The following is a 25,814-nucleotide window of genomic DNA, read 5'->3' as shown; positions in this document are numbered from 1 at the left end:
TCGCCGGCCCCGGCTCGCTTCACCGCCGGCAGGCAGGGTGCGCAGCTCGTGCGAGGTCGCGAATGAGTCATTGGCGGCTTTGGAGGTCCCGAATGAGTCATTCGCGACCTCGCCTTCGGCAAGCTGCTCGGTGTGTGGGAGGCGGCGCCCGGGGGCGAAGCCGCCGCAGGAGCCGGCCCGGGGGTGCGTCGTGCGCGCCGGGTGGGTGGTGGGCGTGGCAGGCTGTGCGGGTGACCGGATCCCTTGCCCTGCTCGACTCCGCGAGCCTGTACTTCCGTTCGTTCTTCGCCCTGCCCGACTCGATGCGCGCCGCGGACGGGACGCAGGTCAACGCCGTGCGCGGGTTCGCCGACACGATCGCGCGGATCCTCACCGACCGGCGGCCCGCGCGGCTCGTGTGCTGCCTGGACGCGGACTGGCGGCCGAAGTTCCGCACCGACCTCCTCCCCAGCTACAAGGCCCACCGGGTCGCCGAGGAGACCGGCAGTGGCCCGGACGTCGAAGAGGTGCCCGACACGCTCACCCCGCAGGTCCCGATCATCCTCGACCTCCTCGAGGCGTTCGGGTTCGCGACCGCGGAGGCGGCGGGCTACGAGGCCGACGACGTCATCGGCGCGCTCGCCACGCGCGAGAAGGCCGTCCCGGTCGAGGTGATCACCGGGGACCGCGACCTGTTCCAGCTGGTGCGGACCGAGCCGTCGCCGGCGTCGGTGATCTACGTCGGCAAGGGCTGGGCTAAGGCCGAGGTGCTGGGGCCGGCCGAGATCGCCGAGCGCTACAGCCTGCCCCGCGAGACCGCCGGGCCCGCGTACGCGGACATGTCCGTGATGCGCGGCGACCCCTCCGACGGGCTCCCGGGCGTCGCCGGGATCGGCGAGAAAACGGCGGCGAAGCTGATCACGCAGTTCGGCTCGCTCGACGCGCTGCTCGCGGCGTCCGCGGCCGGCGACTCCCGCGTCCCGCTCAAGACCCGGCTACGGCTTTCCGACGCCGCCGACTACCTCGCGGTCGCGCCCACCGTGGTGCGGGTCGCCGTCGACGCGCCGGTCGAGCAGTCCCGCCCCGACACCGTGCCCGCGACGCCGGCCGACCCCGAGCGGGTCGCCGAGCTCGCCGAGCGGTGGAACCTGGGCAACTCCGTCGAACGGCTGCTCAAGGCCCTCCCCGGCGCCTAGAAGTACGAGCCGCACCAGGGGGCGGTGGTGGTCGTGAAGAGCTCGTCCGCGCGGGCCACCGCCGCCGGGTCCACGACCTCGACGCGGCCGGCCTGCACCAGCGCCGTGGCGCTCCACTCCCCCAGGTACAGCATGCCGAGGGTGTCGACGTCGAGGGTCAGGTCCGCGGCGGCCCCGGTCCGCCGCGCGCCGTCCGGGCCGATCTCGTAGTGCCCGGTGTTGGCGGGCAGCAGGCGGTCGGTCACCGCGAGCACCACCGGCTCGCCCGCGCGGTACGTCCGGGCCGCCAGCACCGCCGGGACGTCGACCGGGCGCAGCCACAGGTCGTCCTCGACGGCGAGGGTGGCGGCGTGCCGGTGGTCGGTCAGCATCGGCGACAGCGGCTCGTCCACCGGGCGGTGGCGGGCGTGCACCGCCGAGACGAGGTCGACCGACAGCAGGAACCGCCAGAGCCCGGCCAGCGCGACCGGGTGGCCGGCGTGCAGGTCGCGGACGTTCAGCACCGCGCCTTCGTCCGGGGTGTCCAGTGACCGGCGGGTGACGGTGTCGTAGACGACGAACCCGTCGTCCCCGTCCGGTCCACTGTGGACGGCCACGACGTGGTCGCCGTCCGGGCCGGCCAGCCGGTCGTGCATCATCGGCCACCACACCGGCGGCCGGGAGATCATCCCCGGGCGGCGCGCGATCCGCTGGTACAGCTCGGGAATCTCCTTCACCGCCTCGGCCGGCGTGAGCATCCGGACGTTGCCGTCGAGCGGGACGCGCTCGTGCAGCCGGGCCGCCGGCCGCGTCACCCGGATCGTCTTGCCCAGCGCGGCCGAGCCGTAGCCGAAGCGGCCGTAGATCGTCGGCTCGCTCGCGTGCAGGATCGCCAGCGGCAGCCCGCGCGCGGCGACGTCGGCCAGCTGGACGCGCATCAGCTCGGTGAGCACGCCACGGCGGGTCCGGTCGGCGCGCACCCCGACGCCGTCGACCGCCGCGGCCGTCAGCGTCCGGCCACCGGGCACGGTGAGGTCGGTGTCGAACGAGCTCGCGATCCCGATCGGGGTGTCGCCCTCGAACGCGGCGAACTTGTGCGCGGCCGGCCACGAATCCCCGTAGCGGGACCACTTCTCGTCGCTGACGCGCGTGCTGTGCAGCGAACGGCCGAGCAGGTCGAACGTGCTGCGGCGCTCGTCATCGGTGACGGGGCGGACGGCGAAGGCGGTCATGCACCCGATCTTGCCGCCCGGCACGAACCGCGGCACCCCGTTTTAGAAGTGCGAGCCGCTCCACGGCACCGTACGGGTGCCGAACAGCACGTCCGCGGCCACCGCGGCCGCCGGGTCCCGCACCTCGATCCGGCCCACGCCGGCCAGCGCCGACGGCCGCCAGAAGCCGAGGTAGAGCATCCCGAGCGTGGTGACGTCGAGCCGCAACGCGGCAGGAGCGTCGACGCGCTCGGCACCGTCCGGCGAGATCCGGTAGGTGCCGTTGTTGGCGGGCAGCTGCGGGTCCACGACCTCGACGACGACCGGCTCGCCCGGCCCGTACTCCCGCGCGCCCAGCGCCTTCGGCACGTCGACGAGCCGGATCCAGTGCTCGTCACCGATCCGGTTTTCCAGCAGCCGGCGGTGGTCGTCGAGGAGCAGCTCGATCGGCTCGTCGAGCGGACGCTCCTCGGCGACGACCCGGTCCACCAGGTCCACCCCGAGCAGGAACCGCCACAGCCCGGCGAACGCGGCCGGCGTCGCGGCGAACAGGTCCGGGACCTCCAAGCTCTTGGTCCACGGGTGGGCCTGCATGCCTTCGACGAAGTACGTGGCGAACCCGTCCAGCCCGTCGGGACCGTGGTGCACCACCGCCTTCATCGGCTGCTCGCGACGACGGCACTGGGCCTCGTACAGCCGCCACAGCACCTCGGGCCGCGACATCGTCCCCGGCCGCCGCCCGATGCGGTCGTACACGCCGGGAAGGCGCTCCCACGCCCGATCGGCGTCCAGCAGCTCGATTTCCCCGCCCACGGGAGCGTCCGGCCGCAGCCGGGCCCGCGCCCGGTCGACGGTGTAGGTCCGGATGCGCGTCGCCAGGCCGTAACCGAAGCGGCCGTAGATGCCGGCTTCGGAAGCCAGCAGGTTCGCGCACACCACACCGCGCGCGGCGAACTCCTCCAGCTGCGCCGCCATCAGCGCGCGCAGCACCCCGCGGCGGGTCCGGTCGGCACGGACGCCGACGCCGGTGACACCGGCCATCGGCACCCGCGCCCCGCCCGGGACGGTCAGCTCGGCGTCGAAGAACCGCGCCGTGCCGATCAGCTCCGGGTCGAACGCGCCGATCGCCCCGCCGGGCTGGTAGGTCAGTCCGGAGCGCGCCCACTCCGCGTCGGTCGCCGGGCGGACGTGCACGGTGTCGCGGAACAGGTCGCTCGCCGCGCGGTGCTCGTCCGTGCGCAGCGTCCGGATCTCGAAGTCGCTCATCCCCGGATCATCTCCGGAAACGGCGAAGTCCGGCCACCGGAATTCCCCGGCGGCCGGACTCCTCGCGCGGCTACTTGGTGGCGGGCGGGGAAACCTCGTAGTTCCCGCCGTCGCCCTTGACCGTGATCTGCACCGGCTGCGGCTTGCCCGCGATCGTGGCGGTGCACTCGAACTTCGCGCCGTCCTCGACCTTCTGCTCGGCCGGGCAGGTCACACCGGTGACGCCGTCGATCTTGTACGTCTCGGTGAGCAGCTTCTGCACGTCGGTCTGCATCTGGGTGTTGTTGAAGACCTGCGTCTTGAAGAACCCCGGAGCGACGAACCCGAGCACCCCGACGACGGCGAGCACCACGACCAGCGCGACGACGCCGATCAGCAGGCCCTTCTTGGACCCCGCCGGCTTCTCCCCCTCCGGCGCGCCCGGGCCGGGGTACTGCTGCTGTTGCTGCCCGTAGTCGTACTGGCCCGGCTGCTGCCCGTACTGCGGCTGCGCCTGGGGCCCGCTCTGCGGGTACGCCCCGCCGGGCTGCTGGCCGTACTGGGGCTGGGCCTGCGGGCCGCTCTGCGGGTACCCGCCACCGGGCTGCTGCCCGTACGGCGGCGGCTGCTGGCCCCACTGCGGCTGCTGAGGCGGCTGCGGCTGGCCGTACCCGCCCGGCTGCTGCCCCCACTGCTGGGGTTGCTGCGGCTGGCCGTACTGCTGCTGGTTCGGGTCGTAGGAAGGCGGCTGCTGCTGGCCCCACTGGGGCTGCTCCTGCGGGCCGCTCGGCGGGTACGCGCCGCCCGGCTGCTGCCCGTACTGGGGCTGCTGTGGGTCGTTGCCGCCATACGGCGTGCTCATCGTCTGCCTCCGCCTGCTTCGCTCATCTCACTGTCCACCCCGAAACCGCCGTAAAGCCGCGTACGCACGGTGTTGGTGGCGATCCAACCACAGGTCGGAGCCGAGCACACGTGCCCACGCGCATGGCACTGCCCCGCTTGGAGCAGCCCTAACACGAAGTTCACGCGGCGCCCGCGGCCACGACACCGCGGCGCAGCGCCTTCACCGCGTCGGCCGCCGCCGCGCCGACCGGGTCGGCCTTGCCGAGCACGTCGCGGATCTGGTCGAGCAGGTCGATCACCTGGCGCGACCAGCGCACGAAGTCACCCGCCGACAGCTCCTGGCCGTTCGCCTCGGCCGCCGTGAGCACCTTCTCCAGCGACTCGCCGCGCGCCCACCGGTAGACCGGCCAGGCGAACCCGGCGTCGGGTTCCCGGGTGCGGTCGAGCCGGTGCCGCCGCTCGTCCTCGGTCAGCTCCACCCACAGCCGCACGGTCTCCTGCCACGCCTCGGGCACCGCACCCCCGGGCAGCCGCGGCTCGCCCGCCGTGTCGCGGCGCGCCTCGAACACCAGGGTCGACACGACGGCGGCGAGCTCGGCCGGGCCGAGGTCACGCCACACGCCGTGCCGGATGCACTCCGCCGCCAGCAGGTCGGACTCGCTGTAGAGCCGGGTCAGGCGACGGCCGTGCTCGGTGACGCGGTCCTCCCCGTTCCCGGCCGACTCCGGGCCCAAATAGCCGCGCTCGCCCAGCAACGCGAGGATCCGGTCGAACGCGCGCGCCAGCGAGTGCGTGGTCGCCGCGACCTTCCGTTCCAGCTGCTGGGTTTCCGCCGCGAGCCGCTGGTACCGCTCGACCCAGCGCAGGTTCGCCTCGCGCTCGGCCAGCCCGTGACACGGGTGGGCGCGCAACGCCCGCCGCAGCGCCGCCAGCTCGCCGTCCTCGTTGGCCCCGGAATTCCGCTTCTGCCTGCCCGGCAACGAAATCCCGGCGTTGCGCAGCGTCGAGGCGATGTCGCGGCGGGTCTTCGGCGACCGCAGTTCGATGTGCCGCGGCAGCTTGATCCGCCCCAGCGCCTCGACCGGCGCCGGGAAGTCCGCCACCGACAGCGGCCCGGACCAGCGGTCCTCGGTCACCACCACCGGGCGCGGTTCGCGGATCGGGTCCAGCCCCGGGTCGACGACCACGGCGAGCCCGGCGCGACGGCCCGCCGGCACCGCGATGACGTCCCCCTTGCGCAGCTTCTCCAGCGACTCGGCGGTCCCCGCCCGCCGCACCGCCGTGTTCTGCCGGGACAGCGCCTTCTCCCGCGCCGAGATCTTCGCCCGCAGCTCGACGTACTCGAGCATCTCGTCGAAGTCGCCGGTGATCGCGGCCGCGTACCCTTTGAGCGCTTCCTTGTTCCGCTCGATCCGGCGCGCGGTGCCGACCACCGACCGGTCGGCCTGGAACTGCGCGAACGACTGTTCCAGCAGCTCCCGCGCCTCGGCCGCGCCGACCTGCGCGACCAGGTTCACGGCCATGTTGTAGCCCGGCCGGAACGACGACCGCAGCGGGTAGGTCCGCGTCGACGCCAGCCCGGCGACCTGCTTGGGATCCACCCCGGGCTGCCACGCGACGACGGCGTGCCCCTCGACGTCGATCCCGCGCCGCCCGGCCCGGCCGGTCAGCTGGGTGTACTCCCCCGGCGTCAGGTCGACGTGGGCCTCGCCGTTGTACTTGACCAGGCGTTCGAGCACGACCGTGCGGGCCGGCATGTTGATCCCCAGCGCGAGGGTCTCGGTCGCGAACACGACCTTCACCAAGCCACGGACGAACAGCTCCTCGACGGTCTCCTTGAACGCCGGCAGCAGCCCGGCGTGGTGGCCGGCGATGCCGCGTTCGAGGGCTTCTCGCCACTCCCAGTACCCGAGCACGCCCAGATCGCCCTCGGGCAGCTCCGACGTCCGCGCGTCGATCACCCGGCGGATCTCCTCGACCTCGCCGGGCCCGTTGAGCCGCAGCCCGGACCGCACGCACTGCGCCACCGCGGCGTCACACCCCGCACGGGAGAAGATGAACACGATCGCGGGCAGCAGCCCGGCCCGGTCCAGCTGCTCGACGACGTCCACGCGCGACGGCGGCCGGAACCGCGGCATCCGCGACGGCGCGCCCCGCCGCCCGCGCGGGCCGCGGAACCCGGCCGGCGCGTACTGGCGGCCGATCTCCTCGGTGCGGCGCAGCAGGGTCGGGTTGATCCGCAGCTCGGCGCCGGGCAGGTGGGTGTCCTCGCCCGCGAACAGGTCCAGCAGCCGGTTCCCGACCAGCATGTGCTGCCACAGCGGCACCGGCCGGTGCTCGTCGACGACCACGGTGGTGTCCCCGCGGACCTCGACCAGCCATTCGCCGAACTCCTCGGCGTTGCTGACGGTGGCCGACAGCCCGACCACGCGGACGTGCTCGGGCAGGTGCAGGATCACCTCTTCCCAGACCGCGCCGCGGAACCGGTCGGCGAGGTAGTGGACCTCGTCCATCACGACGTAACCGAGGTCGGTGATCGTCGAGGAGCCGGCGTAGAGCATGTTGCGCAGGACCTCGGTGGTCATCACGACCACCTGGGCGTTCCCGTTGATCGAGGTGTCGCCGGTGAGCAGGCCGACGGCGTCGGCGCCGTAGCGGGCGACCAGGTCGGCGAACTTCTGGTTCGACAGCGCCTTGATGGGCGTCGTGTAGAAGCACTTGCGGCCCTCGGCCAGCGCCAGGTGCACGGCGAATTCGCCGACGACGGTCTTGCCGGCCCCGGTCGGCGCGCAGACGAGCACGCCGTGGCCGCCCTCGAGGGCTTCACACCCCCGGACCTGGAACTCGTCGAACTCGAAGGACGCCTCCGCGGCGAAGCGCGTCAGCTGGGGGTACTTCCCGCGGCGCGAGGAGGCCGCATAGGCCTCGGCCGGGGACGGAGAAGGGCTACTGGCCACCTCCTCAGCGTGTCACACCCCCCGGCGGTTCCGCACGCCGCGTGACCGACGGCGTGGCGTGCGGGGCGGTATAGGGCGTTATACACCTGGGTGGGGAACCGGATCACCGGCGGGCGCGTCGGAGCGGGCGGAAGGAGGTCCCGATGACCGAACCGTGCCCGAGCTGCGGGCAGCTGGACCAGGTGCAGCACGTGCCGGCGGTCTACCAGGGCGGGCACTCCTTCTACCGCGGCCAGGGCCCGATGGTGGCCGTCCCCGCGGGCGACGGGGTCGTCTACACGAGCAGCCAGGTCAGCGGGGTCTCGGTCTCCGCGGTCGCCCGCTCCCTTGACCCCTTTCCCCCACCCCGCCGCAGCGGCGGCCTGATGGCTGCGGTGATCGTGCTGGCGCTGGTCGGCAGCTGCTTCCTGCTGCTGCCCTTCTCGGCGGCCGACGACCCGCCACCCGGCGGCGAGGGCGCGAAGGCGCTGGGCTACGCGGTGCTCTCGCTGCCGGCGTTCGGGGTGTACCTGGCGGCGGGCGTGCTGGTCTGGCTCTACGTCCGCCGCGTGCGAGCGCACCGGAAGCAGCAGAAGGGCGTCCCGGCGGCCCAGCAGGTGTGGGAGCAGGGCTGGTTCTGCCACCGCTGCGGCGGGGTGTACTTCGCCGACGCGGGCCGTCTGCTGACCCCGGCTCACTTCCGCCACCTGGTGGCCAGGGCGGGTGGCTACGAGCGTTAGGCGAGCACGGTCAGCGCGCCCGGGACGCAGCTGACCGTCACCGGGACCGTGCCCTGGGGCTCGCCGTCGGCGTAGGCGGGCCAGCTGTTGCCGGTCAGCTCCACCGAGCGGGCGCGCAGGGTGCGGACCGCCGGGTGGGTTACGTGGTTGCCGGTGCGCAGGCCCGGGAGCATCCGCATCAGGCCGCGGCGGGTGGCGTGGCCGATGATCGTGACGTCGAAGACGCCGTCTTCCGGGTCGGCCGTGGGGCAGATCGGGACGCCGCCGCCGTAGAAGCGGGTGTTGCCGATCGCGACCAGGGTCGCGTCGAGCTCGATCCGCCCGGTGCCGGTGTCGACGACGACCGGGCGGGACCGGAAGGACGCCAGCTCGGCCAGGATCGCCAGGTCGTAGCGGCGGGGCCCGGACGGCCAGCGCATCCGATTGGCGCGTTCGTTGACGCTCGCGTCGAAGCCGGCGCACAGGACGGTCGCGAACCAGGTGTCCCCGATCCGGCCCAGGTCGATGCGCCGCCGCGCGCCCGATTTCAGGGCCGCGACCAGCGCCTCGACCGCCGCCAGTGGCTCGGCCGGGACGCCGAGGGCACGGGCGAAGTCGTTGCCGGTGCCCGCCGGGACCAGGCCGAGGGCCACGTCGTGGTTGGCGCAGAACTGGACGCCCTGGTGGGCGGCGCCGTCCCCGCCGAGCACGACCAGCACGTCGAGGCCGCCGGCGTGGGAGGTCCGCATCAGCTCGCGGGACTCCTCGACGGAGTTGGCGACCAGCACGTCGAGGCGGTCGACGGCGCCGCGCAGCCGCTCCGCGACCGTGTCGGCGATCCGGGCGGCGGCGCCGTGCCCCGAGGCCGGGTGCACGGCGAGCGCGGCGTGGATGCCCACTACGTGACGTCGTCGGTACTCGACCGGCCGCCGGACGCGGTCGGGGTGGACGGCTCGTCGTCGACGGTGCTCGGCGTGTAGTCGAACGGCGCCGCTTCGTCGTCGGCGAGCTTGTCCCAGCCCTCGTCGCCGCGGGCCTTTTCGAGCTTGCGGTCGTGGAAGCGCGCCATCTGGACGGCGATCTCGAACAGCACGGTGAGCGCGCCGGCGAGGCCGAGCATGGAGAACGGATCGGAACCGGGGGTGGCGAAGGCCGCGAAGACGAACAGCGCGAACACGATGCCGCGACGCCACTTCTTCAGCTGGACGTACTTCACCACGCCGACGCGGTTGAGCATCACCACCAGCAGCGGGAGCTCGAAGCTGATCCCGAAGATGATCAGCAGCGACAGCAGGAACGAGATGTACTTGTCCGCGGTCAGCGCGGTGACGAACGCGTCCTGCCCGAAGCCCATGAGCAGCTGCAGGGCGTGCGGGAAGAGGATGTAGGCGAGCACGGCGCCCGCGGCGAAGAGCACCGACGCGAACCCGACGAACGTCAGCGCGTACTTGCGCTCCTTGCTGTACAGACCCGGGGCGATGAACGCCCAGAGCTGGTACAGCCAGGCCGGCGAGAGGAGCACGGCCCCGGCCGCGATGCCGACCTTCAGCTGGGTCATGAAGGCCTCGAACGGCACGGTCTGCAGCAGCCGGCACCCTTCGGCGCTGTCGAGCCGCCGGTCCGCCGGGATGGCGCAGTACGGGTCCTTCACGAGGTCGCCGAGCGACGGGATCGGGCCGATCTTGGTCCCGAACCAGATGAACCCGATGATCCCGCCGACCACGACGGCGAGCATGGCGAAGCCGAGGCGGCGGCGGAACTCGTAGATGTGCTCGATGAGCGTCATCGTGCCGTCGGGGTTCGTGCGACGGCTGCGCTTGCGCCGCTTCGACCGGCGGGTGTCACCGTTTCCGGAGGCGGATTCCGCCACGGGTTGTTCCGTTCTCGTGGGAGTCCGCCGGAGCGCGCCGCGTCGGGCGCGCTCCGTGGACGGGGGACCGGGTGTGGCCTAGCCGCTCAGCTGGCGTTCTTCTGCGGCTGGTCGGCGGCCTGCTGCTTCTTCAGCTCGTCGAGCTGCCGCTGCAGGTCGGCGACCTGCTGGTCGGTCGAAGCGGGTGCGACGGGCTTGGCCGGGATCTGCTTCGTCTCGACGGGCTCGGCGTCCTCGGTCGCCGCGGCCTTGTCGCCGGTGAGGTCCTTGGTCTCGGCCTTGAAGATCTTCATGGACTTGCCGATGGACCGGGCCGCGTCGGGAAGCCTCTTGGCCCCGAACAGCAGCACGACGACGAGCACCAAGATGATCAAATGCCACGGCTGCAATCCGTTCAGCATGGTGGCCTCCTATCTGCGTCTGGTAGGGATGTTACTGGTTTTCCGGTTTCCGGCGGCGCTCCGCGAAGGCGACGCGCAGCGCGGCCGACCGGGCGCGGAGCAACCCCGCCCGGTCCTGGGTGTTCGTAGCCACCATGCTTGCGGTCCGCTTGAAGCCACGCAAGACCTTGGTGGTCCGCACCAGCAGGACGACGAGCAGCAGCAGGCCGATCGCGACGAGCACGACGGTGGGCAGGTACGGCACGTCGATCACCTTAGTGGTCGCAGGTTGACGGAAGGTGACGGGCTCGGGCCACGGCGTCGGCGGCGCGGCGTCCGACTTCGGACGCGAGGTCGGCCGGGCTCTCGACCAGCACTTCCCCGCCTTGCCCCAGCACGAGCCGCACCATCCAGGACTGGTCGGCGTAGCGCATCCGGATCCGCAGCCGGCCGCCCTCGAGCTCGTCGAGCTCCTCGCAGGGGTAGTACTCGGCTACCCAGCGTGCGTCCGGGTCGAGGACGAGCACGGCCTCCCGCTGATCGGGACGTTCGCGGAAGACACCGTCGGAGATGTCGGTCGGGTGGGCGTGCGCCGGCGGCCGCGAGGGCTCGCCGAGGACCGTCAGCTCGTCGATCCGGTCGAGCCGGAACAGCCGGACGCCCTCGGCGCGGCGGCACCACGCCTCGAGGTAGCCGACCGCCTGGACGATCAGCAGCCGCATCGGGTCGACCGTGCGCTCGGTGATCTCGTCCTTCGACGCGGTGTAGTAGCGGATCCGCAGCGCGCGCCCGTCGCGCAGGGCCCGGGCGACCTCTTCGCGGGTCCGCGCGGTCTTCTCGCCCTCGCGCACTCCCCCGCCGACGACCACGCCGGCGGGCTGGGCCTGCCCGGCCGCGGACTCGATCTTGGCGATGGAGCGGCGGACGGCGTCGCCGTCGACCACCCCCGGCGTCTCGGCCAGCGCCCGCAGCGCCACGAGCAGCGCGGTCGCCTCGCCGCCGGTGAGCCGCAGCGGGCGGTTCATGCCGGCGTCGTGGGTGACGACGATCGTGTCGCCCTCGAAGGACAGGTCGATCAGGTCGCCGGGCCCGTACCCGGGCAGCCCGCACATCCACAGCAGCTCGAGGTCCTTGCGCAGCTGCTTCGGCGTGACGTCGAAGTCCTGCGCCGCCTCGTCGATGCGGATGCCGGGGCGCGCCAGCAGGTACGGCACGAGCGCCAGCAGTCTCGGCATCCGGTCGGTCGACCCGCTCACACCGCGCTCCCCTGGCGGGCGGCGACGGCTTCGAGCCGGTCCTGGACCGACTTCGCCAGCACGTCCGGCTCCAGCACGACGACGTCGGGGCCCTGCGCGCTGATCCAGTCGGCGGCCGACTCCGGGTAGAGCAGGCCGATCTCGATCAGGTCGCCGTCTTCGCCGTCGATGGTGCTGCGCCCGACCACGGTGCCGCGGCGGCGGACCCCGGCGGCGCGGCCGTCGGCGACCCAGAGCCGGGCGGTGGTGACCGGCGCGGGCTCGCTGCCGCTGGAGGCCGTGACGAGCTTGAGCAGGTTGACGCCCTCGGGACGGCGGACCGCGCCGGGCTTGCCGACGGTGCGGACCTGGCCGGTGACGCGGGAGAGGCGGAAGCAGCGGGTGGCGCCGCGGTCGCGGTCGTGCCCGACGACGTACCAGCGGGCACGCCACGACACCACGCCCCACGGCTCGAGCGTCCGCATGATGCGCTCGGGCGAGCCGCTGCGGCGGTACTCGAAGCGCACGGCCTGCCCGCTCTGGACCGCGGCCAGCAGCGGCCCGAACGCCGGTTCGGCGCGCACCCGCGGCTCGACGACGGTGGGCGCCTGGTCGTCGACCTCCAGGCCGGCGGCGCGCAGCTTCACGAGCGCGCCCTGCGCCTGCCCGGTCAGCTCCGGCGAGTCCCACAGCCGGGACGCCAGCGCGACCGCGGCGGCTTCGTCGGGCGCGAGGTCGATCTCGCCGAGTTCGTAGTCGCGGCGGGCGATCCGGTAGCCCTCGATCGCGTCGAACGCGGAGTTGCGGCCGGTTTCCAGGGGGATCCCGAGTTCGCGCAGCTCGGTCTTGTCCCGCTCGAACGTCCGGAAGAAGGCGTCGTCGCTGGCCGCGTCGGCGTACCCGGGCACGATGCCGCGGATCCGCTCGGCAGTGAGGTACTGCCGGGTGGACAGGAGGGCCAGCACCAGATTGACCAGCCGTTCGGCGCGTGCGGTGGACACCCGGTAGAGCCTAGCCCGCGCCGCCCGGCCCGATCGTGAGGTCCGGGGTACGCGCGTCGTAATCGGTTCGCGCGGCGTCGACGGCGTCGAAGTTCGCCTCCGCCCAGTCCTTGAACCCGGCCACCAGCGCGCGCAGCGATTCCCCCAGCGGCGTAAGGGAATAGTCGACGCGGACGGGCACCGAAGGCGTCACGTCGCGGCGCACGAGACCGTCGCGTTCGAGCACCCGCAGGGTCTGGGTGAGCATCTTCTGGCTGACCCCGGCGATGCGCCGCGAAAGGTCGCTGTAGCGCCGCGGCCCGTCACCGAGCGCAACCAGGACCAGGCTGACCCACTTGCCGGCGATCTCGTCCAGCAGCTTCCGGGTCGGGCAGGCGGCGAGGTAGGCGTCGTAGGCGGCCTTTTCGGCGTGCCGCCGCTGTTCCGCCGTGCGCGTGGGCACCGGGCGAACCTCCGGGTACGTGGGGAACCTGCGAGTGCGTACTTCCCGATGGAGAGTAGCTCCCCATACGGTCGCGGGGAAGGAGCCCGAGCGAGGAGGAGACGAAGATGCGTGCGGTGGTGGTCCGGCGGTTCGGCGGCCCGGAGGTCCTGGAGTTCGCCGAGGTACCGGTGCCGGAGCCCGGCCCGGGGCAGGTGCGGGTCCGCGTGGCGGCGGCCGCGGTCAACCCCGTCGACCTCGCGACCCGCGCCGGGGTGCTCAGCGCGGCGGGGGTCGTCCCGCCGCGGGCGGTGCTCGGTCTCGGCTGGGACGTCGCCGGGGTCGTCGACGACGCCGGCGGCACCCGGTTCCGCGCCGGCGACGCCGTGCTCGGGCTGCGCGACCGCATCGCCCTCCCCCTCGGCGCCTACGCCGACTACGTCGTCCTGGACGCCTCCGCCGTCGCGCTCGCTCCCCCGGGTCTCTCCCCCGTGGAGGCGGCCACCCTCCCGCTCACCGCCCTGACCGCCGCGCAGGCGCTCGACCTCGTCGAGACCGCCGGGACCGTCCTGGTGACCGGCGCGGCGGGCGCGGTCGGCGGCTACGCCGTCGCTCTCGCACACGCCCGGGGCCTGCGGGTCGTCGCCGTCGCGGGCGAAGCCGACGAAGCACTCGTCAGGGAGCTCGGCGCCGACGAGTTCGTCCCCCGCGGCCCGGACCTGGCCGAGCGCGTCCGGGCGCTGGTCCCCGGCGGGGCGGACGCCGTCCTCGACACCGCGCTCCTCGGGCTGGACGCGCTGGACGCCGTCCGCGGCGGGGGCGAGTTCGTCGCCTTCGCCGCCGGGGCCGCCCCGAACCCGCTGCGCGGCGTCCGGGTCCGCGGCGTCTGGATCCGCGCCGACGGCGACCGGCTCGCCGGGCTGGCCGCGACCCTGCCGCCGCGCGTCGCGGACGTGCTGCCGCTCGGGCACGCCGCCGAAGCGCACGAACGGCTGGCCGCGGGCGGGGTGCGTGGCAGGCTCGTCCTGACTCCCTAGCCTGGACGGCATGGATGATCGCGTACTCCTCATCACCGGTGCCTCGCGCGGGCTCGGCGCCGCCACCGCGCGGCTGGCCGCCGAAGCCGGGTTCAAGGTCGCGCTCGTGGCGCGCCGGGCCGAGTCCGTCGCGGCGCTCGCCGCCGAGCTCGGCGAAGACCGGGCCCTCGCCCTCGGCGCCGACGTCGGCGACTGGCCAAGCGTCTCCGGGGCGGTCGGCGAGACCGTCGCCCGGTTCGGACGGCTCGACGCGGCCTTCGCCAACGCCGGCATCGGCGTCGGGACGTCCTTCTTCGGCACCGACGACCCCGACCCGCGGGCGTGGGAGGAGATGGTCCGCACGAACGTCCTGGGCGCCGCCTACACCGCCCGCGCGGCCCTCCCGGCGCTCGCGGAGACCGCCGGGCACCTGCTCATCACCGGCTCGGTCGCGGGCCGCTACGTCCGCAACAGCAGCCTCTATTCGGCGACCAAGTGGGCGGTGACCGGGATGGCGGGCGCGATCCGCGAGGAGGCCGTCGGCACCGGCGTCCGGGTCACGCTGATCAACCCGGGCATCACCGACACCGACATCCTCACCGACGAGCAGCGCAAGAAGCCGAAGCTGGCGGCGGACGACATCGCCCGCGCGGTGCTCTACGCCCTGCAGCAGCCGCCGTCGGTGGACGTCAACGAGATCATGGTCCGCCCGACCGGCCAGGTGCTCTAACCCAGCCGGGCCACCCGGCCCTGGGCGCCGCTCGCCCAGCAGGCCGCCCCGGCGCAGTCCACCGAGTCGAAGCTGCCGGTGTCGAACCGGGTCCAGTGCCGGCCGCCGTCCGGGCTGAGGTCGCTGCCGCCGGGGCCGACCGCGAGTAGCGTGCCGCCGCGCCAGGCCAGCCCGGAGCGGTACCCGGCGGGGTACTGCCCCGGGGTGGTCCAGGTGCGGCCGCGGTCGCGGGTCAGCGCGACGGCCGGGCCCGGCGCGTCCGGGTTCGCGAAGTCGCCGCCGATCGCGACGCCCTGGGTCGGCGTGCGGAAGGCGAGGGCGAACACGCCCGCCGAGGGACTGCTCGGCAACGGCGTGTCCGACGCCGTCCAGTGGCGGCCGCCGTCGCCGGAGTGCAGGACGCGGGCGGTGGCGCCGCCGCCGGTGGCGAGCCAGGCGTCGAACGGCCCGGCGGTGGTGACGCACTGACCGCTGGCGGCGAACCCGGCCTCGCCCGGCAGCGCGGGCGGGAAGCCGCGGTCGGGCACCTGGTGCCAGCTGCGGCCGCCGTCGAAGGTGGCCTGCACCCGGAACTTGCCGTCGACGGGGTCGCTCATCGCGAGGCCGCGCCAAGGGTCGAAGAAGGCGAGGCAGTCGTAGAAGGCGGCCGCGTCGGTGTTCTGGAACGTCTGGCGCCAGTGCGCGCCGCCGTCGTCGGTCCGGTAGACGCGCGAGTCGGTGCCGGGGCCGATGGAGAGGGTCACGGCGTGCTCGGCGTCGAAGGCCTCGATGTCGCGGAACTGGAGCGCCTCGGTCCCGGGCGGCCCGACGGACTGCCAGGTGGCCCCGCCGTCGGTGGTGCGCAGGACGGTCCCCTGCGTCCCGCTGACCCACGCCACCCGCGCGCTCACCGCGGACAGGCCGCGGAACTGGGCGGTGACGCCGGTCGGCTTGACGTCCCACTTCGGCCGGTGCTCCCCCGCCGACGCCGGGACCGCGACCGAAACCAGCAGGGCGAGCACGAGCAGCACGACACGCATGCGGGAGATCCTGCCGCACCCGCCCCCCGACTTTCGTAGGGCACGCCAGTCCGGTCGTGAGTGATGAGTCGGGTTCTAACCCGACTTATCACTCACGACCGGTGCGGGCGTCAGAGCGAGCTGATCAGGCGTTCGACCCGCTCGTCGACCGAGCGGAACGGGTCCTTGCACAGGACCGTGCGCTGGGCCTGGTCGTTCAGCTTCAGGTGCACCCAGTCGACCGTGAAGTCGCGGCCCGCGGCCTGGGCGGCGGCGATGAAGTCGCCGCGCAGCTTCGCCCGGGTCGTCTGGGGCGGGGTGTCCTTGGCGGCCTCGATCTCACCGTCGTCGGTGACCCGGCGGACCAGGCCCTTGCGCTGCAGCAGGTCGAAGATGCCCCGGCCGCGGCGGATGTCGTGGTAGGCCAGGTCGAGCTGCGCGATCCGCGGGCTGGACAGGTCCAGGTCGTGCTTGTGCCGGTAGCGCTCGACCAGCCGGTGCTTGATCGCCCAGTCGATCTCGGTGTCGATCTTGCCGAAGTCCTGCTGCTCGACCGCGTCCAGCGCCCGGCCCCACAGCTCGACGACCCGCTCGTTCGCCGGCGTCGTCCCGTTCTCCTTGAGGTGCTGGACGGCGCGGGCGTGGTACTCGCGCTGGATGTCCAGCGCCGAGGCCTCGCGCCCGCCGGCCAGGCGGACCTGGCGGCGGCCGGTGAGGTCGTGGCTGATCTCGCGGATCGCCCGGATCGGGTTGTCCAGGGTGAAGTCGCGGAATTGGACGCCGGCCTCGATCATCTCGAGCACCAGGTTCGCCGAGCCGACCTTGAGCATGGTCGTCGGCTCGGCCATGTTCGAGTCGCCCACGATGACGTGCAGCCGCCGGTAGCGCTCGGCGTCGGCGTGCGGCTCGTCGCGGGTGTTGATGATCGGCCGCGAGCGCGTGGTCGCGCTCGAGACGCCCTCCCAGATGTGTTCCGCACGCTGGGAGAGGCAGTAGACCGCCCCGCGCGGCGTCTGGAGCACCTTGCCGGCGCCGCAGATGAGCTGGCGGGTCACCAGGAACGGCAGGAGCACGTCCGCGATCCGCGAGAACTCACCCGCGCGGGTCACCAGGTAGTTCTCGTGACAGCCGTAGGAGTTGCCCGCGGAGTCGGTGTTGTTCTTGAACAGGAAGATGTCGCCGCCGATGCCCTCGTCGGCCAGCCGGCGCTCGGCGTCGACCAGCAGGTCCTCGAGGATCCGCTCGCCCGCCTTGTCGTGCGTGACCAGCTGGACCAGGTCGTCGCATTCGGCCGTCGCGTACTCGGGGTGCGAGCCGACGTCCAGGTAGAGCCGGGAGCCGTTCGACAGGAAGACGTTCGATGAGCGTCCCCAGGACACGACCCGCCGGAAGAGGTAACGCGCCACCTCGTCGGGCGAGAGCCTGCGCTGTCCGTGGAAGGTGCACGTGACCCCGAACTCGGTCTCGATGCCAAAGATCCGCCGCTGCATTCCACCAGAGTAGGCGCTGGACCCCCTCCGACGGTGCGCCGTTCGGGCGTCGACACGCCCCCGGTCTGCCACAGACGGTGAAAACTCCCCGATTCAGGCACGATTGGAGCACTGCTCTTGACGACTTGGGGAAGGCGACTCCTTGACACACCAGCTCATCCAGGCCTTCCGGCGGGTCGGCCGCACCGATCGCGCCCTCATGCGCCGCAGCGCCGCCTTGCCGGCCACGAAAGCCGACGACGCCCTGATGGTGCTGTCCAGATCGGCCAACAAGTCCCGCCTGTGGTGGGGTGTCGCGGCGCTGCTCGCCGTCCGGAAGGGCCCCACCCGGCGGGCCGCGCTGCGCGGGGTCGTCGCGATCGCCGGCGCCAGCGCCGCCGCGAACCTGATCGGCAAGCCGCTCTTCCCGCGCCGCCGTCCGGCGGAGGAGGAGACGCCCGTGCGCCGCCGCCTGCGGAAACGCCCGACATCGTCGTCGTTCCCGTCCGGGCACTCCGCGTCCGCGGCCGCCTTCGCGACGGCGGTGGCGATGGAGTCGCCGCGAGCCGGGCTCGCCGTGGCCCCGCTGGCGCTGGCCGTCGCCTATTCGCGGGTGCACACCGGCGTGCACTGGCCCTCCGACGTCGGCGTCGGCCTGGCCATCGGCACCGGGGTGGGCTTCGCCACCCGGCACTGGTGGCCGCTGCACGACGACGTGCCCGCCCGCACGGCCCACGACGCCGACGCGCCCGAGATGGTCGACGGCGACGACATGCTCGTGCTGGTCAACCCGAAGTCCGGGATCGACGGGCAGGACCCCACCGAGGACGCCCGGCACGCCTGGCCGAAGGCCGAGATCATCAACCCGGACCCCGAGCAGGACCTGCACGCCCAGCTCGAAGCCGAGATCGACGCCCGCGGCACGATCCGCGCGCTCGGCGTCGCGGGCGGCGACGGCACCGTTGCCGCGGTGGCTTCGGTCGCCGCCGAGCGCGACCTGCCGCTGGCCCTGATCCCGACCGGCACGCTCAACCACTTCGCCCGCGACGTCGGCGTCCGGTCCATGCCCGACGCCGACGCGGCGACCGAGGTCGGCAACGCCGTCGGCATCGACCTGGGCGAGGTCCGGATCGACGGGGCGGGCGAGCCCGCGCACCGCTGGTTCGTCAACACCGCCAGCCTCGGCGGCTACCCGGAGATGGTGCGGCTGCGGGAGAAGCTCCAGGAGAAGCACCCCAAGTGGCCCTCGGCGGCGATCGCGCTGGCCAGGACGCTGCGGCACGCCAAGCCGCTGACCGTCCGGCTCAACGGCAAGCTCACCCAGGTGTGGCTGCTGTTCGTCGGCAACGGCACGTACGCGCCGAAGGGGTTCGCCCCCAGCCGTCGGCCCGCGCTCGACACGGGCCTGCTGGACATCCGCTACCTGCGCGCCGACCTGCCCTACTCCCGCGCCCGGTTCCTGGCCGCGATGCTCACCCGCACCCTCGCCGCCAGCCACGTCTACCAGGAGCTCGACCTGCCCGAGCTGGACGTCGAGCTGCTCGACGGCCACCGCCGCGTCGCCACCGACGGCGAGGTCGGCCCGCTCGGCAACCGGTTCCGCTTCCGCTCCTGCCCCAGCGCGCTCACCATCTACCGTCCTTGACGGCGCTTTACCTTCTCTCAACGAACCCACAGGGACCACTGGCTAGCTTCGCGAGGGAGATGCGGGCGATCATGCCCGCGGCCAGGGGACGAGCGGGGAGACGATGGACGGGCACGGGGTGGCGCGCGTCTTCCACGGGGTCGCCGCCGACCCGGTGCTGCCGGGTGACGTGACCGCGCGGGCCCGCGACCTGGGCCCGCTCGAGTCACCGCTCATCTGGCTCTCCATCGCCTCGGCCGCCGTCGCCGTCCTCGCGGTCGTCGTCGCGCTCTGGTACCGCCGCCGCGTCCGGCGCTGGGGGTTCACCGCGTTCGGCGTGCTTTTGCTGCTCGCGGCGGTCACTGCCCTGAACAGCTACGTCGGGTACGTCCGCACCGGCGACGACCTCGCCCGCCTGCTCCAGAAGGGCCCCGGCCCGGTGAACCTGGCCGGGCGCCTGCTCGACGACGGCAAGGAGGCCCCGTCCGCGCCGCGGCCCAGCGCCCCGGCCACGGCCGGCGGCCAGCGCGTCGACGTGCTGAACGTGCCCGACCCCGCGCACGGCGTCCCGTCGGGCAGCAACTACGTCGTCCTGCCGCCCGGCTACGACCAGGACACCGCCCGCCGCTACCCGGTCGTCTACCTCATCCACGGCTACCCGTTCGGCGGTCCCCGCGACTGGCTGACCTCGGGCGACGCGCCCGGCACGCTCCTGGCGCTGCAGCAGGCCGGCGTGATCGCCCCGATGATCGTGGTGAGCGTCGACCTGACCGCCGGCAACCCCAGCACCGACTGGGAGTGCCTCGACGTCCCCGGCGGCCCCCAGCTGGAGACGTACCTGACGGCGACCGTCGTCCCGGCCGTCGACCGGCACTACCGCACCCTCGCCGACCGCGGCCACCGGGCGCTGGGCGGCATGTCCGGTGGCGGCTTCGGCGCCCTGAACATCGGGCTGCACCACGTCGGCGAGTTCGCGACCCTGGTCATCGCGCTGCCCTACGACGACCTCAACGACTCGGTCGGCATCCTGGGCGGCAACCAGGCCGCCATCGCCGCCAACACCCCGCGCCGGTACCTGCCGACCATGAAGTTCACGGCGCCGATCTCGGTGATGCTCGCGGTCGGCACGGGCGCGCCGACCGACGTGACGACCGCCCGCCGGATCGCGGACGCGCTGCGGGCCCGCGGCCAGGAGGCGGTGGTGCACGCCGAGCGCGGCTTCAACCACACCTGGCACACGGCCCGGGCGACGCTGCCGTACCTGCTGGCGTTCGCCGACCAGAACTTCCGGGCCTCGCCCGCGGCGTCCTGAAAGCCGGTTGCGCCGCCGGAGACCCTGGAGCATGGACCTCGCGACGCACTACGCCACCGGCCCCGCCGAAGACACCCGCCTCACCCGAACCCCGCACGGCAGGCTCGAGTTCCTGCGCACGCGCGAGCTGATCCGGCGCTTCCTGCCCCCGCGCGCCCGGGTGCTCGACGTCGGGGGTGGCACCGGCGTCCACGCGGCCTGGCTCGCCGCCGACGGGCACGAGGTGCACCTGCTCGACCCGGTGCCGTCCCACGCCGGCCAGGCGGGTCGTCACCCGGGCGTCACCGCCGGGATCGCCGACGCCCGCGCGCTGCCCGTGGCGAGTTCCCACTGCGACGCCGTGCTGCTCCTCGGGCCGCTCTACCACCTCGTCGAGGACGCGGACCGCGCCCGGGCCCTCGCCGAGGCCCGCCGGGTGCTGCGCCCGGGCGGCCTCCTCGCGGCCGCGGGCATCAGCCGCTACCTGTCCCTGCTGGAAACCGCCACCACGGGCACGCTCACGGCGGACCGCGAGGCGTCGATCCGGGAGGTCATCGCCACCGGTGCGTACGACGGCCACGCCGGATTCGTCCCCACCCACTGGCACACCGCCGCCGGGCTCCACGGCGAAGTCGCGGACGCGGGCTTCACCGGCACCACCGTCTTCGGAGTCGAAGGCCCCGCCTGGCCCGCACTCGACGTGGCGGGACTCGCCCGGTTCGCCGGCTTGGCCGAGCCCGCCCTGCGCGCGGCCCGGATCGCCGAGCGGGACCCGGCGCTCATCGACGTCAGCGCCCACCTGCTCGCTTTCGCCCGCCGCTGAACGCGAAACGGGGGCGTGGCCGCGGCCACGCCCCCGTTCGCTCAGGAACTCACTCGCCTTCCGGCTTCGCCTCCGGCTCTTCGCCCACCGGGTCCGGGACCGGGAGCAGCGCGTCGAGCGCCGCGCCCGTCAGGCGGCGGAACGCGCGGCGCGGGCGGTCGCGGTCCAGGACCGCCACCTCCAGCTTGATCGGCGGGTCTTCGCTCGTGCCGTTCGAAGAGGCCGCGTTCGAAGCCGACCCGGACGAAGAAGAAGACGACGAGGACGAGGACGTCGAGGGCTGGGCCGGGGCCCGCAGTGCGGCCACCGCCAGGCTCAGCGCCCCCTGCAGGTCCAGGCCGTCCTCGAAGGTTTCCTTCAGCTTCGCCGCGATCTTCTCGTTCTGCCCGCCCATGACCACGTACTGCGGCTCGTCGAAGATCGAGCCGTCGTAGGTCAGCCGGTACAGCTGGTCCTCCGCCGAGCTCGCGCCGACCTCCGCGACGCAGACCTCGACCTCGAACGGCTTCAGCTGCTCGGTGAAGATGCTGCCCAGCGTCGCCGCGTAGGCGTTCGCCAGCGCTCGCGCGCTCACGTCACGCCGGTCGTACTGGTAGCCCTTGAGGTCCGCGTGGCGGATGCCCGCGACGCGCAGGTTCTCGAACTCGCTGTAGCGCCCGACCGCGGCGAAACCGATGCGGTCGTAGATCTCGGACACCTTGTGCAACGTCGCCGACGGGTTCTCCGCCACGAAGAGCACGCCGCCCGCGTACTTCAGCACCACCACGCTCCGGCCGCGCGCGATGCCCTTGCGCGCCAGCTCGGAACGCTCCCGCATCAGCTGCTCGGGAGAGGCATACAACGGCATCGTCACGGTGTGCGCTCCAGGTTCTCAGGTGTTCCAACGTTCACTGGTCCGGCCCCGCGTCAGGAAAGCCGGCGCTGCTGGCGCTCGGTCCGCCCGGCCACCACGGCCTCCGCGACCGCCGCGGTCTCGGACTCCGGCAGCTGCACGGCGCCGTGCTCCGCGGTGATCGTCACGACGCTCGGGAAGATCCGCCGCACGAGGTCCGGCCCGCCGGACGCGGTGTCGTCGTCCGCCGCGTCGTACAGCGCCTCGACCGCCACCCGGATCGCGCCTTCGACGTCGGCGTCCGGGTCGTGCAGCTTCTTCAGCGCCGATTTCGCGAACAGCGAACCCGACCCGATGCCCGCGTAGCCGCCGTTCTCCTCGTAGCGGCCGCCCGCGGCGTCGTACGAGACGATCCGGCCCGCGTGCTTGGCGTCCTCGGCCTCCAGGTCGTAGCCGACGAACAGCGGGATGGCCGCCAGCCCGGCCATCGCCATCTCGAGGTTCGCCTTGACCATGCCGGCCAGCTTGTTCGTCTTGCCGTCCAGCGACAGCGAAACGCCCTCGATCTTCTCGTAGTGCGCCAGCTCCACGGCGTACAGCCGTACCATCTCCACGGCCAGCCCCGCCGTGCCCGCGATGCCCACGGCCGAGTACTCGTCGGTGACGTGCACCTTCTCGATGTCGCGGCTCGCGATCAGGTTCCCCGACGTCGCCCGCCGGTCACCCGCGATCAGCACACCGCCCGCGAACGTGCACGCCACGATCGTCGTCCCGTGCGGCACGCCCAGCTCGGCCGCGCCACCCGTCACCCGCCGCTCCGGAAGCAGCTCCGGCGCCTGTACCCGCAAGAAGTCCGAAAACGACGACGTCGCCGACGAGAAGTACGCGGCAGGCAGCGCGGGACCCGAGATGCCCCTGGTGTTGTCCATACGTGCTCAAAAGTCCCATCTGTGCGGGCCGGAGCCCCGCGCGCGCCAACGGCCACGCGGAACCCCGGCCGCCGGCTGAACGGTCGGCAAGGGCGCAGTGCCCCGGTGCGGCTACTCGCCGCCCTTCTGCACGTAGGCCCGGACGAAGTCCTCGGCGTTCTCTTCGAGCACGTCGTCGATCTCGTCGAGGATCGTGTCGACGTCCTCGCCGAGCTTCTCGCGCCGCTCCTGACCCGCCGCGCCGGTGTCGTCGAACTCCTCGTCGGAGTCACCACCGCCGTGCTTTTCGATCTTTTCCTGGGCCATCTCGCCTCCCGGTGTGGCTGATGTTTCCTAGCCTACCCAGCGGCCCCGACATTCGGGGTCACGCCGCGATCGCTGGTGCGTCCCGCCTAGTCCGAACCGGTGAGCGCCTCCACGAGCTCCTCGGCGGTCGCCGAGTTGTCCAGCAGCTTGCCGACGTGCGCCTTCGTCCCCCGCAGCGGCTCCAGGGTCGGGATCCGCACCAGTGACTCCTTGCCCACGTCGAAGATGACCGAATCCCACGAAGCGGCCGCGATCGACGCCGCGTACTTCTCCAGCGCCCGGCCCCGGAAGTACGCCCGGGTGTCCGACGGCGGCGTCGTGACCGCGGCGAGCACCTCTTCCTCGGTGACCAGCCGCTTCATCGAGCCGCGGGTCACCAGGCGGTTGTACAGGCCCTTGGCCAGCCGCACGTCCGAGTACTGCAGGTCGACCAGGCGCAGCCGCGGCGCGCCCCAGGCCAGGCTGTCCCGCTGCCGATAGCCCTCCAGCAGCCGCAGCTTCGCCGGCCAGTCCAGCCGGTCCGCGCACTCCTGCGGGTCGCGCGCCAGCGCGTCCAGCACCTCGCCCCAGACCCGCAGGACCTCCTTCGACGCCTGGTCGGCGTCGATGCGCTCCAGGTTCTGCGAAGCGATCTCGTGGTAGGCGAACTGCAGGTCCAGGCCGGTGTACTTCTTCCCGTTCGCCAGCGCCACCTGCGTCTTCAGCGTCGGGTCGTGGCTGATCTGGTGCACGGCCTTGACCGGCTCGTCGAGCTTCAGGTCGTCGAACCGGATGCCCGACTCGATCAGGTCCAGCACCAGCGCCGTCGTGCCGACCTTCAGGTAGGTCGAGTACTCCGACATGTTCGCGTCGCCGATGATGACGTGCAGCCGCCGGTACTTGTCCGCGTCCGCGTGCGGCTCGTCGCGGGTGTTGATGATCCCGCGCTTCAACGTGGTCTCCAGGCCGACCTCGACCTCGATGTAGTCCGCACGCTGGGAGAGCTGGAACCCGGCCTCTTCACTCTGCTGGCCGATCCCGACCCGGCCCGAGCCGGTCACCACCTGCCGCGACACGAAGAACGGCGTCAGCCCCGCGATCACCGCGGTGAACGGCGTCGACCGCGCCATCAGGTAGTTCTCGTGCGTGCCGTAGCTCGCGCCCTTGCCGTCGACGTTGTTCTTGTAGAGCTGCAGCTGCGGCTGACCCGGGACGGACGCCGCCTTCAGCGCGGCCTCCTCCATCACCCGCTCGCCCGCCTTGTCCCAGATGACCGCGTCGCGCGCGTTCGTCACCTCGGGCGCCGAGTACTCCGGGTGCGCGTGGTCGACGTACAGCCGCGCCCCGTTGGTCAGGATGACGTTCGCCGCGCCGAGGTCCTCGACGTCCGGGTCGTGGCCCGGCCCGCCCGGCCCGGTCAGGTCGAACCCGCGCGCGTCCCGCAGCGGGCTCTCCACCTCGTAGTCCCACCGCGCCCGCCGGGCGCGCGGGATGTCGGCCGCGGCCGCGTAGGCCAGCACGACCTGGGTGGAGGTGAGTACCGGGTTCGCCGTCGCGTCGCCCGGCACGGAGATGCCGTACTCGACTTCGGTTCCCATGATCCGCCGCATGTCCCCACCCTACGGGGTCGTCCTAGTGGAACGATGCACCCATGCCAGGCAGTGACGAACTCGTTGCGCTCTATGACCAGGCGGGCTCGGTGGTCGGCGAGACCACCCGCGCCCGCGTCCGCGCCGAAGCCTTGTGGCACGCCGCCGGCGTCGTCCTGGTCCGTTCGGGTGACGGAAAAGCCGTCTACGTGCACCTCCGGACCGCGGACAAGGACGTGTTCCCCTCCACCTGGGACTGCTGGGCCGGCGGCGTCGTCGCCGCGGGTGAGACACCCGCCGACTGCGCCCGCCGCGAACTGGCCGAAGAGCTCGGCGTCCAAGGGGTGGAACCCGTACCGCTGTTCACCAAGGTCTACGACGACGGCCGCAACCGCTGCCACAACTTCGCCTTCGAGGTCCGCTGGGACGGCCCGATCCACCACCAGGCCGAAGAGATCGTCGAAGGCCGCTGGATTCCGCTCGAAGAGCTGCGCGCCTGGATCGACGACCCGGCACCCGCACTGCCCTTCATCCCCGACGGCCGCGAAGGCGTCCAGGAGTGGTTCCGCCGCTACGGCTGAGCGGTGAGCTTCGCCGTCATGGCGGGCAGCAGCCGCTTGGCCGCGTCCACGGCCCGCGCCTCGGTGCTCGCCGAGACCGTCAGCTCGGACACGAGCCTTCCCTTGGCCAGCAGCACCGTGCAGGTCTTGCCGTCACGCCAGGCCTGCTGCCGCTCGACCCCGGGCTGCGGGGGGACGTTCACCGTCTTGCCGGCGCACTCGTTTTCCGCGACGGCCTGGGCGGCCGTCGCGTCCGCGAACGCGACGACGCGGTGGCTCAGCTCCGACCCGCTGGGGTAGCGCCAGCTCGTGGTCCGGCTGCCCGCCGACGGCCCGTCGGCCAGGCACCCCGCGGCCTCCCCCGCGCCCGGCCGCACACCTTCCTCCGCGACGTCCGCATCGGACAGCAGCGCGCGTTCCGCGAGCAGACCAGCGTCGGGCGCCGGCGGCGTGGCCGGAGCGGCTTGCGCGGGACTCACCGGCGTTTCGGCGGTCGTGACCGGCGCGGACGTCGGCGTCGGATCGTCGTAGTACGTCTCGAGGTTGTTCGGATCGGGCCCTTCGCAGGCCGTCAGGCCCACCAGCGCGACCGCCGCCAAGGCGACCACCTGACGATGACGCACCCGGCCTCCTGTCGTCGGTTTCGTGCCAGC

Annotated in this window: 26 protein-coding genes; 8 read left to right on the top strand and 18 right to left on the bottom strand. The window is 73.0% G+C overall.

Features of this window, described 5'->3' with window-relative positions; translation table 11 throughout:
• Window positions 1-230: 230 nt before the first annotated feature.
• Window positions 231-1,175, top strand: coding sequence for a 5'-3' exonuclease (locus SD460_RS24725; RefSeq protein ID WP_290060776.1), 945 nt, complete (start codon window positions 231-233; stop codon window positions 1,173-1,175).
• On the opposite strand, the gene SD460_RS24720 is transcribed toward SD460_RS24725, so the two are convergent.
• From SD460_RS24720 to SD460_RS24705, 4 genes are all read right to left on the bottom strand, one after another.
• Window positions 1,172-2,386, bottom strand: coding sequence for a GNAT family N-acetyltransferase (locus SD460_RS24720; protein WP_318306795.1), 1,215 nt, complete (start codon window positions 2,384-2,386; stop codon window positions 1,172-1,174). The genes SD460_RS24725 and SD460_RS24720 overlap by 4 nt on opposite strands.
• Before the next feature lie 42 nt (window positions 2,387-2,428).
• A complete protein-coding gene (locus SD460_RS24715; protein WP_290060779.1) occupies window positions 2,429-3,631 on the bottom strand; it encodes a GNAT family N-acetyltransferase in 1,203 nt (400 codons plus the stop codon).
• 70 nt (window positions 3,632-3,701) lie between these two features.
• Window positions 3,702-4,472 carry a DUF4333 domain-containing protein gene (locus SD460_RS24710; protein ID WP_290060780.1) on the bottom strand — a complete coding sequence of 257 codons (771 nt, stop codon included), beginning with the start codon at window positions 4,470-4,472 and terminating at the stop codon, window positions 3,702-3,704.
• Window positions 4,473-4,632: 160 nt separating this feature from the next.
• Window positions 4,633-7,410: a DEAD/DEAH box helicase gene (locus SD460_RS24705; RefSeq protein ID WP_290060781.1), complete on the bottom strand. Its 2,778-nt coding sequence runs from the start codon at window positions 7,408-7,410 to the stop codon at window positions 4,633-4,635.
• 143 nt (window positions 7,411-7,553) lie between these two features.
• Here SD460_RS24705 and SD460_RS24700 point away from each other — a divergent pair, with 143 nt between their 5' ends.
• The gene (locus tag SD460_RS24700) at window positions 7,554-8,129 is read left to right on the top strand and encodes a hypothetical protein (RefSeq protein WP_290060783.1); all 576 of its coding nucleotides are present in this window, start codon (window positions 7,554-7,556) and stop codon (window positions 8,127-8,129) included.
• Here SD460_RS24700 and SD460_RS24695 read toward each other — a convergent pair.
• The 7 genes from SD460_RS24695 to SD460_RS24665 form a co-directional block, all read right to left on the bottom strand.
• Window positions 8,126-9,007, bottom strand: coding sequence for a diacylglycerol/lipid kinase family protein (locus tag SD460_RS24695; protein ID WP_290060785.1), 882 nt, complete (start codon window positions 9,005-9,007; stop codon window positions 8,126-8,128). The two genes, SD460_RS24700 and SD460_RS24695, sit on opposite strands and share 4 nt — an antisense overlap.
• Window positions 9,007-9,978, bottom strand: a complete 972-nt coding sequence (gene tatC / locus SD460_RS24690) for a twin-arginine translocase subunit TatC (RefSeq protein ID WP_290060787.1) — start codon at window positions 9,976-9,978, stop codon at window positions 9,007-9,009. Before tatC ends, SD460_RS24695 begins: the two co-directional genes overlap by 1 nt.
• 86 nt (window positions 9,979-10,064) lie before the next feature.
• On the bottom strand, window positions 10,065-10,379 hold the full coding sequence (gene tatA / locus SD460_RS24685; protein ID WP_290060790.1) for a Sec-independent protein translocase subunit TatA: 315 nt from the start codon (window positions 10,377-10,379) through the stop codon (window positions 10,065-10,067).
• 31 nt (window positions 10,380-10,410) lie between these two features.
• Entirely contained in the window at window positions 10,411-10,623 is a 213-nt protein-coding gene (locus SD460_RS24680) for a bacteriophage holin (RefSeq protein ID WP_290060791.1), read from the bottom strand.
• A 10-nt stretch (window positions 10,624-10,633) separates the two neighbouring features.
• Entirely contained in the window at window positions 10,634-11,614 is a 981-nt protein-coding gene (locus SD460_RS24675; RefSeq protein ID WP_290060792.1) for a helix-turn-helix transcriptional regulator, read from the bottom strand.
• Window positions 11,611-12,594 (bottom strand): helix-turn-helix transcriptional regulator, encoded by a 984-nt coding sequence (locus SD460_RS24670; RefSeq protein WP_290060793.1) that lies wholly within the window; start codon window positions 12,592-12,594, stop codon window positions 11,611-11,613. Before SD460_RS24670 ends, SD460_RS24675 begins: the two co-directional genes overlap by 4 nt.
• 10 nt (window positions 12,595-12,604) lie before the next feature.
• Complete coding sequence (locus tag SD460_RS24665) at window positions 12,605-13,036, bottom strand: winged helix-turn-helix transcriptional regulator (protein WP_290060795.1); 432 nt, start codon at window positions 13,034-13,036, stop codon at window positions 12,605-12,607.
• Window positions 13,037-13,143: 107 nt separating this feature from the next.
• Here SD460_RS24665 and SD460_RS24660 point away from each other — a divergent pair, with 107 nt between their 5' ends.
• The gene (locus SD460_RS24660) at window positions 13,144-14,052 is read left to right on the top strand and encodes an NADP-dependent oxidoreductase (RefSeq protein WP_318306794.1); all 909 of its coding nucleotides are present in this window, start codon (window positions 13,144-13,146) and stop codon (window positions 14,050-14,052) included.
• 10 nt (window positions 14,053-14,062) lie between these two features.
• Window positions 14,063-14,761 carry an SDR family oxidoreductase gene (locus SD460_RS24655; protein WP_290059130.1) on the top strand — a complete coding sequence of 233 codons (699 nt, stop codon included), beginning with the start codon at window positions 14,063-14,065 and terminating at the stop codon, window positions 14,759-14,761.
• Here SD460_RS24655 and SD460_RS24650 read toward each other — a convergent pair.
• Together SD460_RS24650 and pafA are read right to left on the bottom strand one after the other, a co-directional pair.
• Window positions 14,758-15,780 carry a WD40/YVTN/BNR-like repeat-containing protein gene (locus tag SD460_RS24650; protein WP_290059132.1) on the bottom strand — a complete coding sequence of 341 codons (1,023 nt, stop codon included), beginning with the start codon at window positions 15,778-15,780 and terminating at the stop codon, window positions 14,758-14,760. The two genes, SD460_RS24655 and SD460_RS24650, sit on opposite strands and share 4 nt — an antisense overlap.
• A 110-nt stretch (window positions 15,781-15,890) precedes the next feature.
• On the bottom strand, window positions 15,891-17,249 hold the full coding sequence (gene pafA, locus SD460_RS24645; RefSeq protein WP_290059133.1) for a Pup--protein ligase: 1,359 nt from the start codon (window positions 17,247-17,249) through the stop codon (window positions 15,891-15,893).
• Window positions 17,250-17,448: 199 nt separating this feature from the next.
• On the opposite strand from pafA, the gene SD460_RS24640 reads away from it, so the two are divergent.
• From SD460_RS24640 to SD460_RS24630, 3 genes are all read left to right on the top strand, one after another.
• Window positions 17,449-18,873, top strand: coding sequence for a bifunctional phosphatase PAP2/diacylglycerol kinase family protein (locus SD460_RS24640; RefSeq protein WP_438860666.1), 1,425 nt, complete (start codon window positions 17,449-17,451; stop codon window positions 18,871-18,873).
• Window positions 18,874-18,976: 103 nt separating this feature from the next.
• A complete protein-coding gene (locus SD460_RS24635) occupies window positions 18,977-20,164 on the top strand; it encodes an alpha/beta hydrolase (RefSeq protein WP_318306793.1) in 1,188 nt (395 codons plus the stop codon).
• Window positions 20,165-20,195: 31 nt separating this feature from the next.
• Window positions 20,196-20,966 (top strand): class I SAM-dependent methyltransferase, encoded by a 771-nt coding sequence (locus tag SD460_RS24630; RefSeq protein ID WP_290059137.1) that lies wholly within the window; start codon window positions 20,196-20,198, stop codon window positions 20,964-20,966.
• Window positions 20,967-21,015: 49 nt separating this feature from the next.
• On the opposite strand, the gene prcA is transcribed toward SD460_RS24630, so the two are convergent.
• From prcA to dop, 4 genes are all read right to left on the bottom strand, one after another.
• Complete coding sequence (gene prcA, locus SD460_RS24625; RefSeq protein ID WP_290059138.1) at window positions 21,016-21,819, bottom strand: proteasome subunit alpha; 804 nt, start codon at window positions 21,817-21,819, stop codon at window positions 21,016-21,018.
• 53 nt (window positions 21,820-21,872) lie between these two features.
• Complete coding sequence (prcB, locus tag SD460_RS24620; protein ID WP_290059140.1) at window positions 21,873-22,727, bottom strand: proteasome subunit beta; 855 nt, start codon at window positions 22,725-22,727, stop codon at window positions 21,873-21,875.
• A 111-nt stretch (window positions 22,728-22,838) separates the two neighbouring features.
• Window positions 22,839-23,033, bottom strand: a complete 195-nt coding sequence (locus SD460_RS24615) for a ubiquitin-like protein Pup (RefSeq protein WP_013226725.1) — start codon at window positions 23,031-23,033, stop codon at window positions 22,839-22,841.
• A gap of 86 nt (window positions 23,034-23,119) precedes the next feature.
• Entirely contained in the window at window positions 23,120-24,622 is a 1,503-nt protein-coding gene (gene dop / locus SD460_RS24610) for a depupylase/deamidase Dop (RefSeq protein WP_290059141.1), read from the bottom strand.
• A gap of 41 nt (window positions 24,623-24,663) precedes the next feature.
• Between dop and SD460_RS24605 the strand changes: the two genes are divergently transcribed.
• Window positions 24,664-25,182 carry an NUDIX hydrolase gene (locus tag SD460_RS24605; protein WP_290059142.1) on the top strand — a complete coding sequence of 173 codons (519 nt, stop codon included), beginning with the start codon at window positions 24,664-24,666 and terminating at the stop codon, window positions 25,180-25,182.
• Here the strand turns inward: SD460_RS24605 and SD460_RS24600 are convergent.
• On the bottom strand, window positions 25,173-25,784 hold the full coding sequence (locus SD460_RS24600) for a hypothetical protein (RefSeq protein ID WP_318306792.1): 612 nt from the start codon (window positions 25,782-25,784) through the stop codon (window positions 25,173-25,175). The two genes, SD460_RS24605 and SD460_RS24600, sit on opposite strands and share 10 nt — an antisense overlap.
• Between the last annotated feature and the right edge of the window lie 30 nt (window positions 25,785-25,814).

Origin of the sequence: Amycolatopsis solani (assembly GCF_033441515.1) — a bacterium.
GTDB classification, from domain to species: Bacteria; Actinomycetota; Actinomycetes; order Mycobacteriales; family Pseudonocardiaceae; genus Amycolatopsis; species Amycolatopsis solani.
Note: the sequence above shows the minus strand (reverse complement) of the source record. Positions and strands in the feature narration are given on the sequence as shown.

Excerpts from the sequence above, each read along its gene's own strand:
- SD460_RS24605 (WP_290059142.1), top strand. The coding sequence starts at position 24,664 with ATGCCAGGCAGTGACGAACTCGTTGCGCTCTATGACCAGGCGGGCTCG.
- dop (WP_290059141.1), bottom strand. The coding sequence starts at position 24,622 with ATGCGGCGGATCATGGGAACCGAAGTCGAGTACGGCATCTCCGTGCCG.
- pafA (WP_290059133.1), bottom strand. The coding sequence starts at position 17,249 with ATGCAGCGGCGGATCTTTGGCATCGAGACCGAGTTCGGGGTCACGTGC.
- tatA (WP_290060790.1), bottom strand. The coding sequence starts at position 10,379 with ATGCTGAACGGATTGCAGCCGTGGCATTTGATCATCTTGGTGCTCGTC.
- SD460_RS24650 (WP_290059132.1), bottom strand. The coding sequence starts at position 15,780 with ATGCGTGTCGTGCTGCTCGTGCTCGCCCTGCTGGTTTCGGTCGCGGTC.
- prcB (WP_290059140.1), bottom strand. The coding sequence starts at position 22,727 with ATGGACAACACCAGGGGCATCTCGGGTCCCGCGCTGCCTGCCGCGTAC.
- SD460_RS24630 (WP_290059137.1), top strand. The coding sequence starts at position 20,196 with ATGGACCTCGCGACGCACTACGCCACCGGCCCCGCCGAAGACACCCGC.
- SD460_RS24700 (WP_290060783.1), top strand. The coding sequence starts at position 7,554 with ATGACCGAACCGTGCCCGAGCTGCGGGCAGCTGGACCAGGTGCAGCAC.
- SD460_RS24640 (WP_438860666.1), top strand. The coding sequence starts at position 17,449 with ATGCGCCGCAGCGCCGCCTTGCCGGCCACGAAAGCCGACGACGCCCTG.
- SD460_RS24635 (WP_318306793.1), top strand. The coding sequence starts at position 18,977 with ATGGACGGGCACGGGGTGGCGCGCGTCTTCCACGGGGTCGCCGCCGAC.
- SD460_RS24615 (WP_013226725.1), bottom strand. The coding sequence starts at position 23,033 with ATGGCCCAGGAAAAGATCGAAAAGCACGGCGGTGGTGACTCCGACGAG.
- SD460_RS24655 (WP_290059130.1), top strand. The coding sequence starts at position 14,063 with ATGGATGATCGCGTACTCCTCATCACCGGTGCCTCGCGCGGGCTCGGC.
- SD460_RS24720 (WP_318306795.1), bottom strand. The coding sequence starts at position 2,386 with ATGACCGCCTTCGCCGTCCGCCCCGTCACCGATGACGAGCGCCGCAGC.
- SD460_RS24715 (WP_290060779.1), bottom strand. The coding sequence starts at position 3,631 with ATGAGCGACTTCGAGATCCGGACGCTGCGCACGGACGAGCACCGCGCG.
- SD460_RS24710 (WP_290060780.1), bottom strand. The coding sequence starts at position 4,472 with ATGAGCACGCCGTATGGCGGCAACGACCCACAGCAGCCCCAGTACGGG.
- SD460_RS24660 (WP_318306794.1), top strand. The coding sequence starts at position 13,144 with ATGCGTGCGGTGGTGGTCCGGCGGTTCGGCGGCCCGGAGGTCCTGGAG.